The 12,460-nt window shown below is 30.3% G+C and carries 12 protein-coding genes; 9 read left to right on the plus strand and 3 right to left on the minus strand.

Annotated features, from left to right (window positions below; genetic code table 11):
* Nucleotides 1-43 precede the first annotated feature (43 nt).
* Complete coding sequence (locus B2989_RS06885) at nucleotides 44-331, plus strand: hypothetical protein (protein WP_292946381.1); 288 nt, start codon at nucleotides 44-46, stop codon at nucleotides 329-331.
* Nucleotides 332-345: 14 nt separating this feature from the next.
* Here the strand turns inward: B2989_RS06885 and B2989_RS06890 are convergent, their stop codons facing one another.
* Entirely contained in the window at nucleotides 346-852 is a 507-nt protein-coding gene (locus tag B2989_RS06890; RefSeq protein ID WP_292946383.1) for a 3'-5' exonuclease, read from the minus strand.
* 39 nt (nucleotides 853-891) lie between these two features.
* Nucleotides 892-2,736, minus strand: a complete 1,845-nt coding sequence (locus B2989_RS06895) for a hypothetical protein (RefSeq protein WP_292946403.1) — start codon at nucleotides 2,734-2,736, stop codon at nucleotides 892-894.
* 265 nt (nucleotides 2,737-3,001) lie between these two features.
* On the opposite strand from B2989_RS06895, the gene B2989_RS06900 reads away from it, so the two are divergent.
* The 4 genes from B2989_RS06900 to B2989_RS06915 are packed head-to-tail and all read left to right on the plus strand — an operon-like array spanning nucleotide 3,002 to nucleotide 6,151.
* Complete coding sequence (locus tag B2989_RS06900) at nucleotides 3,002-3,628, plus strand: hypothetical protein (RefSeq protein WP_292946406.1); 627 nt, start codon at nucleotides 3,002-3,004, stop codon at nucleotides 3,626-3,628.
* A gap of 2 nt (nucleotides 3,629-3,630) precedes the next feature.
* On the plus strand, nucleotides 3,631-4,977 hold the full coding sequence (locus B2989_RS06905; RefSeq protein ID WP_292946409.1) for a 2TM domain-containing protein: 1,347 nt from the start codon (nucleotides 3,631-3,633) through the stop codon (nucleotides 4,975-4,977).
* Between the two features lie 11 nt (nucleotides 4,978-4,988).
* Nucleotides 4,989-5,336, plus strand: coding sequence for a 2TM domain-containing protein (locus B2989_RS06910; RefSeq protein ID WP_028281701.1), 348 nt, complete (start codon nucleotides 4,989-4,991; stop codon nucleotides 5,334-5,336).
* A gap of 59 nt (nucleotides 5,337-5,395) precedes the next feature.
* Nucleotides 5,396-6,151: a LytR/AlgR family response regulator transcription factor gene (locus B2989_RS06915; protein WP_292946419.1), complete on the plus strand. Its 756-nt coding sequence runs from the start codon at nucleotides 5,396-5,398 to the stop codon at nucleotides 6,149-6,151.
* A 3-nt stretch (nucleotides 6,152-6,154) separates the two neighbouring features.
* On the opposite strand, the gene B2989_RS06920 is transcribed toward B2989_RS06915, so the two are convergent.
* Complete coding sequence (locus tag B2989_RS06920; RefSeq protein ID WP_292946421.1) at nucleotides 6,155-7,336, minus strand: LETM1-related biofilm-associated protein; 1,182 nt, start codon at nucleotides 7,334-7,336, stop codon at nucleotides 6,155-6,157.
* A 156-nt stretch (nucleotides 7,337-7,492) separates the two neighbouring features.
* Here B2989_RS06920 and B2989_RS06925 point away from each other — a divergent pair, with 156 nt between their 5' ends.
* The 4 genes from B2989_RS06925 to B2989_RS06940 all read left to right on the plus strand — a co-directional run bounded on the left by B2989_RS06925 (nucleotide 7,493) and on the right by B2989_RS06940 (nucleotide 12,353).
* Complete coding sequence (locus tag B2989_RS06925; RefSeq protein ID WP_292946424.1) at nucleotides 7,493-8,140, plus strand: DUF4331 family protein; 648 nt, start codon at nucleotides 7,493-7,495, stop codon at nucleotides 8,138-8,140.
* A gap of 26 nt (nucleotides 8,141-8,166) precedes the next feature.
* A complete protein-coding gene (locus tag B2989_RS06930) occupies nucleotides 8,167-8,733 on the plus strand; it encodes a DUF4331 family protein (RefSeq protein ID WP_145002223.1) in 567 nt (188 codons plus the stop codon).
* Nucleotides 8,734-8,830: 97 nt separating this feature from the next.
* Nucleotides 8,831-10,114, plus strand: a complete 1,284-nt coding sequence (locus tag B2989_RS06935) for a tetratricopeptide repeat protein (protein WP_292946430.1) — start codon at nucleotides 8,831-8,833, stop codon at nucleotides 10,112-10,114.
* 10 nt (nucleotides 10,115-10,124) lie between these two features.
* Nucleotides 10,125-12,353, plus strand: a complete 2,229-nt coding sequence (locus tag B2989_RS06940; protein ID WP_292946433.1) for a TonB-dependent receptor — start codon at nucleotides 10,125-10,127, stop codon at nucleotides 12,351-12,353.
* Nucleotides 12,354-12,460: the final 107 nt, after the last annotated feature.

The following is a 12,460-nucleotide window of genomic DNA, read 5'->3' on the forward strand; positions in this document are numbered from 1 at the left end:
AAGTGTGATATTTTAGTTAGTATTTTTTTTATTAATTTACAGCATGAAATTATTTGTCAAACTATTTATCATTCTATTTATTATAGATATTGCATTAGGGTTTTCAATAAGTTATCTAGCAGAACACGTCCTGCAACCCAATAGTATTGTAATACGGTTAATTGATGAAGCTATTTCGTTTCCGTTAACCTTATTTAATCGCTTGTTTCCAGAACAGGGTATTTATAGATCAAGCACAAATTCGTTTTGGTTGGTTGTAACAGTTAACGCATTAATGCAAGCCTTAATAGCGTTTATAGTTATTAAATTAATAAAAAAAGCACGTGCTTAGTTATGGTTTGTAATCTAAAATAACGGTAAAGACTCAAACTGAGCAATTAAAAATAATTTACCACATGCTCTAGCATCAGATAAAGCATCATGATGCTTTAAAGGGATATTGTGTACTTTACAGCAAGCATCTAATTTAGCAGGTTTATAACCTTTATTGCGATATAGTTTTAAGGTACATTCCCAACGCTGTTCCATGACTAAATCAGCATGCGGAATATTGTAGTCGCTCATCGTTTTTAGTAAAACCGTTCTGTCAAAAGACTCGTTGTGAGCCACAGTTGTAATTCCCGAAATCCTTTTTTTAATCTCAGGATAAATAGCTTTGAAGTTAGGCGAAAATCTAGTGTCATCCTCTGTAATACCATGTACTTGAACGTTGTGGTAATTGTATTCGTTTTTAGGCGGTTGTATTAATGCATGAAACTCTTCTATAATTTCACCATCTTTAAACGTCACAATTCCAACAGAGCAAATATGATGACTTTTAGCAGTTTCAAAATCTATTGCAGCAAAGGTCATGTATTAGGTTTTTTGTAAAGTTAAATTATATAATTTAATTTATTTACTCAAAGCTTTTAAAATGCGTTCTTCATTAATAACAATGTCTCTAAATAACACATGAGGGAACTCTTTGTATTTGGATGTTTTAAAAAAGTCAAAAATATTTGATAAAGTTGAAGCTGTAATTAATGATAAATTCATTTCTGTATCCATTTCACAATCTGTTACAAAATCATCACTAAACTCAGGAGCAACTAGTAAAATTTTTACTATTCTTAAATTGTTTTTAAGCGCAAGGTTTTGATAAGATTTAAGTTGCCTAGAAACAGAACTAAACTTGTTATATCCTCTTTCTTTACTGGTTTTACATTCAACAATTATGATTTCGTCGTTACCTAAGTTTAAAAGAATATCCATCATATCCTTTTTAGTATTTAATTTATTTTTAAAAGAATCATCTACATTAAAACCTAAACTAGTGAACATTGTCTTTGTTAATTCTTCAAACTTTTGACCTAATTCACTTTCCTTTATTAGGATTCCATTTTCTTTTAATAAATTAAGATTTCTGTAAGCTACGTTTTGATAATTTTCTAGATATAAATTTTCAACATCTTTGTAATGTTCCAAAATATTTAAAATGTCATCTCCTCGCTGTTTGACTCCATTATCTTTAATAAATTTAGTTAAATCTTCTTTGATAATTAAATCTAAAATGTCTCTAGGTTTAATATTATAATCTAATAAAAAGTCTGCTTTTAAAACATACTCTTCTTGTAATTCAAATTGATCCTTTATTTGTTTATTTAATTTGGGTAAAGACTGATTTAACTCTGATAATAATTTATCAAATCCATCTAATGAAATACCAACTTTTTCATCACGTTCAACATTATCAAAATATTCGATTAAACTGCTTATTTTTTCATCCAAAGTACTTCCTTTTAAACTACTTATATTTAAACCTTTTTCACAAAGTTCATTTAAGGTTTTTTTCTTTTCGGTTAAGGTACTTCCTGTTTTGTAAATTCCTTCTAAAAGTAGATTAGTAAAAGAAACTCCTTCTTTAATTATTTCTTCAATTTTTTCAGAGTAATTAAGCTTTCTATCAATATTGTGATCTTTGCATATTTGATTTATGATTGGTTCTCTTAATAATTTTAATGTTCTTCTGTAAAATTTTTCGCCAACTTCTTTTTCTCTTATATTTCTTAATATTCTGACCATTTCATCAGCAACATAAATAGTGTTTTCTTTATTTGAAAAAAAGATAACACCAATATTTTTCAACCCTTTAATTACATCTTGTATATCAAGCTTTTTGATTGGTAGAATAGAGTAATTTATTAATTTAATTTCTTCTTGCGAAAGTCCTAGTTGTTTTGAAAGTGTAAGTATTATTGAAAGTTCATCCGAAGAGACTTTTGCTTCTCTATTATTAGCTATATCATTGTTATAGGCTGTATGTAAACAAGATTTGTAGATTTTATAATCCCTTTTTCTAAGAATACTCAATTCAGATTTATCATCTTCAAAATCTGCATTTAATCCTTTAATTTTAGTTTTTAATTGCTTGACTTCAGTTTCGTAAAGACGGGAAAACCAATCTTGTTTCATTATACAGTTACCATCTCTAATAATTATATCAATTAAAATATCTAATTGAGAAGTGATTTCTTGAAATTCACATTTAATATATTCTTGAAATTCATTTTCAGTTAATGCAAAAATCTTCGATATATTTTGATTGTCTACAGATTTTAACCCTTTGTCTGTAGAACTTAGAATTGTGTTAATCTCTTTTATTTGCTTAGGATTTTTAGATATAATGGTATCTATTATCTTAATAAACGAGTTCTTTTCTATCGAACCCATTTTGTCTAATATGTTTTCTAATTTCATAATTATGGTAACTGAGGTTAAAACTTTACTTTCTTATATCAAAACAAAGCTTTTTTTACCAAAAAAGATTACGGGAAACCGTAACCTCATTTAACCTTATCTTAAAGTATAAACTTACAACTATAAGCTATTATATAAAATACGTAGAACTACGTAAATTACACCTATTACAATTCAGCCTAAAAATATAACAGTTGGGTGATTCCCTTTTTTAAAAGATGGGTTTATACAAGATATTTGTCCTGTAACAATAAAACACTTTAAAATGTATAAACTAGCCATTATTATCGCATTATTAGTATCAAGTATGCTACAAGCACAAACCAGTTATGAAAGCGGAATGAACAAAGCATTTGACTTTTGGAAACAAGGTGAAATCGCACAAGCCTCAAATATGTTTGAGCGCATTGCAACTGCTGAAACAGACAATTGGTTACCATCCTATTACGCAGCACAAGTATTAATATTGGATGGATTTTCTAAACTAAAGCAAAAGGATGTTTTAGAGGCTCAGTTAAAAAAAGCACAGGGTTTTGTGGATGATGCCAACGCAATATCTAAAGATAATCCCGAAATAATGGTATTGCAAGCCATGTTGCATATGGTTTATGTAGTAAGTGATGGTGCAACTTATGGAATGACCTTATCTGGTAAAATAAACACATTATACGCACAAGCATATAAATTAGCTCCTGATAATCCAAGAGTTATGTTAAGTAAGGCAGAATGGGATATGGGAACTGCCAAATATTTTGGAAAAGATACTAAGCCATTTTGTGAGCAAATAGAAAAATCTCTGCAACTTTTTGCTAACTTTAAACCAGAAACTGCGTTTGATCCAAATTGGGGACAAGAGCGCGCAGAACAATTAACTAAAGACTGTAACGAATAATAATGTCAAAATTTTTTAAAGAAATAGGTAAAGCATTTATAGTAGGTGTGCTTGTGTTTTTGGTTAGAATCGTGATAATGTATCTAAACGGTTATACAATACAAGCCAATCAAGAGTTGCTACTAGATTTTGTTTACAATCAAATGTATGCTGTTGTGTTGCACTTGTCTAACGCTTATTTTGTAACGTATATGTTGCAAAAGCATAAAGCAAATCTGTTTAAAATTAAAAACTTAATTCTAGCAGCTTTAGCATCTGTAGTTATATCTGTTGTTGCCATTTTCTTTTTAAGATTGTTTATAAAAGTAGTCATCTATGGTCAGTCAGTAATGGACTTTTTATACGAGGATAAGTTAGTATATTATTGGTTTTCGTTAACCATAGCCATTACAGTAACTGCAGGATATTACATCTTTTTTTACTTAAAGCATTTGCAAGAAAATAAAGTAAAAGAACAAAAAGTAATTGCAGGTACTGCCAGCGCAAAGTTTGATGCATTAAAAAACCAATTGGATCCTCATTTTTTGTTTAATAGCTTAAATGTATTAACTAGTTTAATTGAAGAAAACCCAAATAGCGCTCAAAAGTTTACCACTAGTTTATCTAAAGTTTACCGTTACGTTTTAGAGCAAAAAAACAAAGAATTAGTAACCGTTGATGAAGAGTTGCAATTTGCTAAAACCTATATGTCCTTGCTTAAAATGCGATTTGAAGACAGTATTATTTTTGATATACCAGATCAAGCTAAGGATCCAGAAAGTAAAGTCGTACCACTAGCATTGCAATTATTGCTAGAAAATGCAGTAAAACATAATATTGTAACTAGTAATAAACCGTTACATATTAAAATTTATGAAACCGATCAAAACCTAGTTGTAGAAAACAATTTACAACCTAAACAAATAGTAAAAAAGAGTAGTGGTGTTGGATTAGAAAACATCAAACAACGCTACCAATTATTAACCAATAAACGCGTAAGTATTAGCCAGAATACAGCTAGCTTTATAGTGGCAATACCTATGCTAAGTAAAGAAGTATCAGTTATGAAACCAATACCAAAACAACAATTAGACGACTCATATGTAAGAGCACGTAAACATGTGGAAGAGTTAAAAGAATTTTATTATAACCTAATTTCATATTGTATAGTCATCCCATTTTTAATATTTATAAATTATAAAACCAGTTGGGATTTTAAATGGTTTTTCTTTCCAATGTTTGGTTGGGCAGTTGGACTATCATTTCATGCCTATAAAGTCTTTGTAAACGATGGTGTGTTAGGTAAATCTTGGGAAGACAAAAAGATTAAAAAGTTTATGGAAGAAGACAACCAACAACGTTGGAACTAAAATATATTACAATGAAAAATGATATTGATACGTATCTAGAAGAAAACCAACAGGCTAGATATGAAAAGGAAGAAGCTTACTTAAGAGCAAAGAAAAAAGTAGAAAAAATAGTTGGCTTTTATTGGCATTTTGCAATCTACATTGTGGTTAATATTTTTATAATGTTACTAATATATAAGCAATCTGGGCAACCGTTTTTAAGTATGGCAGTTTGGTCTACTCCAATATTTTGGGGAATTGGTTTAATATTTCATTTTTTAGGTGTTTTTGGTACAGATTATTTGTTTGGTAAAAACTGGGAACAACGTAAAATTGAAAAGTATATGAACAAAGAAAAAGAAAATAAACGTTGGGAATAACCAATTATTAGTCAATAAAAACCACTTAATATCAACTAACCAACCAAATTATAGTACCAATGAAAGTGATAATTATAGAAGATGAAAAACCATCTGCAAGACGTTTAAAACGTATGCTAGAAAGTATTGATATTAGTACCGAAACGATGTTGCATTCCGTAGAAGAATCGATCCAATGGTTTAATACCAATGCACATCCTGATTTAATATTTTTGGACATACAGCTTAGCGATGGGTTGTCTTTTGAAATCTTTGATCAAGTTGAGGTAAAGTCGGCTATTATTTTTACAACTGCTTATGACGAGTATGCTTTGCAAGCGTTTAAATTAAACAGTATTGATTACTTATTAAAACCTATTGATGATGAGGATTTAGAAACTGCTGTTGCAAAATATAAAACTAGGCTTCCGCAGAAAACTAATATCGCATTAGACTTTGAGGATATCAAAAAATTATTGGTTAATCCAATTGATAGGGTTTACAAAAAACGATTTTCTGTTAAAGTAGGACAACATTTAAAATTGGTAAACATTGATGATGTCGAATGCTTTTACAGCGAAAACAAAGGAACCTATTTATACACCACTGAAGGTCGAAATTACCTTTTAGATACAACCCTTGAGGCATTAGAAAACGAATTAGAACCTGAGACCTTTTTTAGGACAAACCGAAAGTTTTTTATAAATATTAATGCTATTAAAGACATTATTAGCTACACCAACTCGCGTTTACAAATTAAACTTAATCACTATAATGAAGATGAGGTTATTGTAGCCAGAGAGCGTGTAAAGGATTTTAAAGATTGGTTGGAGTAGTGGTTACTCTTCTTCGTCTTCAATCCTATTATCATCAAAAGCGCTTGGAAGTAGTTTAGGGATAAATTTAACGACTAAAGGCAACAGTAGTGCACCACCAGGTAATATAAAAATGGCTAGACTTGGTATGGATTTAAAAACATCTAAAAGTTGATCTTGTACTTTTTTTTGTTCGTCCTTAGTCAAATCTCTTACTGTAGACTGTGTTAGTAAAATTAGTAATTCTTTACTTTCTAAAAGCTCTTGTGTTAGTTTTTTACTGTTTCGTTTAATTAACTTTAATACGATATTGGTAGAGTTATCATAAAACGTTTTTACAATGTTTTTAGAGCCTAAAAGTGGTACTTTTTCTCTGTAATTTTTATAAAAGTCCTCAATAGTTTTTGAAGCTTCATCAGTTTGATGTTGTGTTAAATTAAGTTTTTCACCTAAAGTATTTAAAAAAGATTCTTCCTCATTATCTAATTTGGCATCAGTCCACGTAGCCATAGCAGCTAGATCCAAACAGTAGCGTGCAAATAAATTGGTATCTACTAAGTTTGTAGCTTCACTATAAAGTAAGACACTGTCGCGTTGATAACGCAAAGACTGCTCAAACAAATTAATTAAACTTTTGTCGTAATCGGATTTTACTTTTTTACTATTTAAAGTGTTTAAAACAATACTTTCTATAATCGCTTCATATTGTTTAATAACATCATCATCAACTTTTCCAGTTTTTAAATAGGTTCTAAAAGCCAATACGTCTACAAATAATAAGGCATTAGTTATAAAGTAATTAAAACTTTTGTCTATTAGATTATCATCTATTTGTACGCGTTTATTTATAATACGTTCTGCTTGATCTTTTACATCCTTAGATCCAATAATTCCTTGTAAAAAAGAGATTCTTTCTTTATTAATAGTATTGTAAAAATTAGCAACTTCGGTATAAAAATCGTTGGTCGTATTGTGGTTAGTGTAGGTAATTAATAAGGCAATAACCAAATTTATTTTACAAATTTCGTCAGAACTATAATCTTTATTTTTAGTCCAATTATTTACAACTGTTACATTACTTCCGTATATAAAACCACAGTCTCTAAAGTGTCTGTAATACACTTCTAAGTCGTTGTCTTTAAAGAGCTCATGAGGTTTTAGCTCGTTTATAAGTTTTTTAATCCAGCCTGAAGCAGATGGGTTCATGATTCTATTTAATTATGGTGCCAAAGATACTTTTTTAAAATTATTTTATGTCTTTTTTTCTCTTTTACAGAAAATTTATAAAACCAACATTACAAAAGTTGCGTAAGTGTCTGCGAGAACCAAAAATAATAATTAACAAAAAATCTCAAAAACATTATGAAAAATTTCAAATTTATTTTAGGAGTAGGTGTATTTGCAGCAGCAAGTTTCTTCTTCTTATCAGCGGATCACATTGATGCTCCAGCTGTACAAGGTGGTACAAGTGATATCACAGATTTTTACGCTTTTCAGGGAGAAAACACAGACAACTTAGTATTTGTTGCCAATGTACAAGGTCTTTTAAGTCCAGCAGCAACAGGAAGTGCTAGTTTTGACGAAAACGTTATGATTGAATTTAACATTGACAACACTGGAGACAATGTTGAAGATTTAGTAATTCAAGCTTTACCAAGAGATGGTAAAATGTACTTTTTTGGACCAGTTGCTCCAGGTACAACAGGATTAAGTAGTACAGTTATTGGATCAGGACCACAAACAATAGTAGATATTACATCTTACGGTACGTCTCCAATAGTGCAAACTACTGCAGGAATTTCTGCTTTTGCAGGACCAAGAGATGACCCATTTTTCTTCGATTTTAATCAGTACACAGCAATTATTGGTGGTACAGCTTCAGGATTTAATAATCCAGGAACAGACACATTTGCTGGTACTAATGTAATGTCAATTGTAGTTGAGGTACCAAAATCTATGATTGGTGGATCAGGAACAATTAATACTTGGGTAGAATCTAAGTCTAAATAATAACAAACTTTTAAAACTTACAAATTATGAAAAATTTAAAAAATATATTTACTGTGCTTCTTGTAACCTTAGTAGCCTTTAATTGCTCTAATGATGACGATGCTGCTGTAGTAGGACCAACAGGACCTTCTGGACCTGACTTTACAGGTGTTTACACTCAACAAGATCAAATGGGACGTCCTGCTGTAAATACAGTATTTGTGTCTTCAGGATCTAAAGATATGTTTAACACAACAGTACCAAGTAGCCAAAATGCAGCGTTCCAAAGTATGTTTGAGACTAACTTAACAGGATTAAGTCCAGCTTATGCTAACCCAGGAGATGCAAATGCATTAGGTTTAGATGCACCATCTTTTACAGGTTTACTTGCAACAGATGTACTTAATGTGTCTTTAGACGGAACAACTACTTTTTATGATGGTACAAATGTTTTAACAGGACGTACTTTAGCAGATGATGTTATTACTGTAGAATTATTATTAATCTTTGGTGGTGAGGATTTTAGTGAAAACCCAACACTATCTAATGATAATGTAGATGCAAATGATAAAGCATTTTCTACATCTTTCCCTTATTTAGCGTCTCCTTGGTAGACTAAAATTTAACCTAGAGTATTGTAAATAGTACTCTAGGTTTTTTATTTTCGCCAATTCCCTTTTCAAACAAACAAAACAATAAAACAACACTATTATGAACACTAAACTATACATGCTGCTACTTGTTATAATTATGGCAACTAGTTGTTCAGAAAAAACAAAAACAGTTACTAATCCAGAGGATTATAATCAGTTTTTAACTTTACAAACTAATACAGAAACTGTTAATGCAACTTCAGATTATAATTTCTGGACTAAAAAATTAGAGGCTACTCCAAATCAATTCTCTTACTTATCTCAAATTGCAGGAGCAGAATCACGATTGTTTAAATCTACAGGAAACATCAAACATTTAAAATCTGCAGAGCAATCACTAATTACATTAAATGAACAAACACAATATAATTCGGCTGGACATTTAAGAGCCTTAGCACGTAATTATATTTCACAACATAAATTTAAGCAAGCTTTAGAATTACTTAAAAAAGCTGAAGAAAACGGTCAAAATCTAGATGGTACTAAAAAAATGCTTTTTGATGTACATATGGAGTTAGGAGATTTTGATATCGCCAAAAATTATCTAGAGGACGTAAAGGATTTAAACGATTTTGGATACCTAATCAGATTGTCTAAATGGAGCGATTATAAAGGCGACTTAGCTTCAGCAATTAATTATTTAGAGCGTGCAACGTTAAAAGCAGAGTCTTCTAAATTGGATAATTTAATGGAATGGTCTTATACTAACCTTGCCGATTTTTATGGTCATGATGGTCAAATAGAAAAATCGTATAACTACTATTTAAAATCTTTAGCCTTAAATCCTGATGATGCTTATGCTAAAAAAGGAATTGCTTGGATTGTATATTCTCACGAAAAAAATGCTTCAGAAGCTAAACGTATTTTAGATGCTATCTCGCAATTACATAATGCTCCAGACTATTTATTGTTTAAAGCAGAAATTGCAGAATATGAAAATAATATAGACGCTAAAAACAAGTATTTATCTAGTTATTTTGAAGCTATTGATAATAAGGATTATGGAGATATGTATAATGTGTATTCTTCAAAAATATTAGCAGATACTAAAAACGAAAAAGCCATTACTTTAGCTAAAATTGAAGTAGAAAATAGACCTACGCCATTATCTTATGATCTATTAGCTTGGAGTTATTATAACAATGGTGACGTTAAAAAAGCATTAACAATAGCAGAGCAGCACGTTTTAGGACAAACTTTTGAGCCAGAAGCACAATACCATATTGCAGCAATATATAAAGCTAATGGTAAATTAAAAGAAGTAGCTGAACTTAAAAAAGAATTACAAGAAAGTAGTTATGAGTTAGGTCCATTAACCACCAAAGTAGTTAACCAATTATAGTATTTAGATAATGAAAAGTATAATCACTTATTTAGCATTTTTAGGTGTTGTTTTAACAGTAAATGCACAAACAGTTAAAGGGTATGTTATGGATAATAACCAACCTTTAGAAACTGCTTATGTGTATAATCAAACCTCAAAAGAACACGCACATACCAATCAATTTGGACAGTTTGTAATCAATAAAACAAAAGTAGGTGATAGCCTAATGGTTGGTTTATTAGGTTATCAAAAGAAAACACTTGTTTTAACGCAATCACTTTTAGACAATACATTTACAATAAATTTAGAGGCTAAAGCATTTGTTTTAGACGAGTTAGTTTTGTCAGAGCCAATTGATGTAATGAATAGTATGATTAAAATAGATTTGGCAACAAGTCCAATTAACTCATCACAAGAAATTTTAAGAAAAGTACCAGGTTTGATCATTGGTCAACATGCAGGTGGTGGTAAAGCAGAACAAATATTTTTAAGAGGTTTTGATGTCGACCATGGTACAGATGTTGGTTTGTCAGTAGATGGTATGCCAGTAAACATGGTGTCTCATGCACATGGTCAAGGCTATAGTGACTTACATTTTTTAATCCCAGAAACTATAAACACCATCAATTTTGGTAAAGGTCCATATTATGCAAATCATGGTGATTTTAATACTGCTGGATTTGTAGACTTTAAAACAAAAGATAAGTTAGAGGATAACTTAATTAGTTTTTCAGCAGGTCAATTTAATTCTTTAAGAACTTTAGGGATGTTTAACCTTCTAGAAAACAAATCCTCTCAGAACGCATATGTAGCTGTAGAGTATATTGAGACTGATGGACCTTTTGAATCGCCTCAAAATTTTGATAGATTAAATATTGTAAGTAAGTATAATGCCTATTTAAATAATGATTCTAAAATAGGAATAACCCTTAGTCACTTTACAAGTCAATGGGATGCTTCAGGTCAAATCCCTCAACGATTAGTGGATAACGGAACGCTTTCTAATTTTGGAGCTGTGGACGATACAGAAGGTGGTAACACCAATCGTACTAACCTTAATGTGCAATACAGTACAATATTAGATAATGACGTGTCTATGCAGACTAATGCTTTTTACTCTAACTACAATTTTGAGTTATATTCTAACTTCACTTTCTTTTTAGAAGACCCAATAAATGGAGATCAAATAAAGCAAAAAGAAGCGCGTAATATTTTTGGATTTAATACACAGTTCAAAAAAAATAAAAACTACGATACGTTTGATATTACTTATAATTCTGGTGTTGGTTTAAGATATGACGATGTTAGTGATATTGAGTTATCGCGTACTTTAAATAGAAAACAAACCTTAGAAAATATTCAATTGGGTAATGTTAATCAACGTAATTTATATGGTTTTTTTAATGCTGAAATTGATTTAGGTAAAGTTAAAATTACACCAGCTTTACGTCTAGAATATATTAAGTTTCAGTACCAAGACCAATTAAGTCCAACATACTCTAACCTTACTGATAGTGAAGTCGCTATTTTACCAAAATTAAGTATTGAGTATAATCAAAATAATAATATGCAATGGTTTGTTAAATCCGGAATTGGATTTCACTCAAACGATTCTAGAGTCGTTTTAAATCAAGAAATAGATAACGCTTTACCAAAAGCTTATGGATTAGATTTAGGAAACATTTGGAAACCAACAGAAAAGTTAGTCATTAATACAGCTTTATGGTATTTGTTTTCTGAAGAAGAATTTGTTTACGTTGGAGATGCAGGAATTATTGAGCCTAGCGGAAAATCTGAACGTTATGGAGTAGATTTTGGAGTTAGATACCAATTAACAGATAATATTTACTTTAATACAGATGCTACACTTACCAGAGCAAGAAGTTTAGAAGAAGACAACGGAAACGATTATATACCCTTAGCACCAGATTTTACATTGGTAGGAGGTTTGTCTTTTAAAGATTTAAATAATTTTTCAGGAGGAATTAACTACAGATACGTAGATGATAGACCTGCAAATGAAGATAATAGTGTGCAAGCAGAAGGCTATTTTGTAACAGATTTAAATGTGAATTATGCTTTTAACAAACACTGGAGATTAGGTGTTAGTATTGAAAATGTATTGGATACAGATTGGAAAGAAACTCAATTTTTAACCGAGTCAAGATTACAAAATGAAGTTGATCCAGTGGAAGAGATTCACTTTACACCTGGAACACCTTTTAACTTTAAAACAACATTAAGTTACACGTTTTAAAAATAAATAAAACCTTACTCATTAAAATTACGTAAGTATAGTTGCAATCAGTTTAAGGGAAACAATTAATTGCACAACTAACATTAATTTAAATGCTATGAAAAAGT

It is taken from the genome of Olleya sp. UBA1516 (assembly GCF_002323495.1).
Lineage (GTDB): Bacteria > Bacteroidota > Bacteroidia > Flavobacteriales > Flavobacteriaceae > Olleya.

Bases quoted from the DNA above. Each gene is read 5' to 3' on its own strand.
- B2989_RS06885 (WP_292946381.1), top strand. From the start codon at position 44: ATGAAATTATTTGTCAAACTATTTATCATTCTATTTATTATAGATATT.
- B2989_RS06890 (WP_292946383.1), bottom strand. From the start codon at position 852: ATGACCTTTGCTGCAATAGATTTTGAAACTGCTAAAAGTCATCATATT.
- B2989_RS06895 (WP_292946403.1), bottom strand. From the start codon at position 2,736: ATGAAATTAGAAAACATATTAGACAAAATGGGTTCGATAGAAAAGAAC.
- B2989_RS06900 (WP_292946406.1), top strand. From the start codon at position 3,002: ATGTATAAACTAGCCATTATTATCGCATTATTAGTATCAAGTATGCTA.
- B2989_RS06905 (WP_292946409.1), top strand. From the start codon at position 3,631: ATGTCAAAATTTTTTAAAGAAATAGGTAAAGCATTTATAGTAGGTGTG.
- B2989_RS06910 (WP_028281701.1), top strand. From the start codon at position 4,989: ATGAAAAATGATATTGATACGTATCTAGAAGAAAACCAACAGGCTAGA.
- B2989_RS06915 (WP_292946419.1), top strand. From the start codon at position 5,396: ATGAAAGTGATAATTATAGAAGATGAAAAACCATCTGCAAGACGTTTA.
- B2989_RS06920 (WP_292946421.1), bottom strand. From the start codon at position 7,336: ATGAACCCATCTGCTTCAGGCTGGATTAAAAAACTTATAAACGAGCTA.
- B2989_RS06925 (WP_292946424.1), top strand. From the start codon at position 7,493: ATGAAAAATTTCAAATTTATTTTAGGAGTAGGTGTATTTGCAGCAGCA.
- B2989_RS06930 (WP_145002223.1), top strand. From the start codon at position 8,167: ATGAAAAATTTAAAAAATATATTTACTGTGCTTCTTGTAACCTTAGTA.
- B2989_RS06935 (WP_292946430.1), top strand. From the start codon at position 8,831: ATGAACACTAAACTATACATGCTGCTACTTGTTATAATTATGGCAACT.
- B2989_RS06940 (WP_292946433.1), top strand. From the start codon at position 10,125: ATGAAAAGTATAATCACTTATTTAGCATTTTTAGGTGTTGTTTTAACA.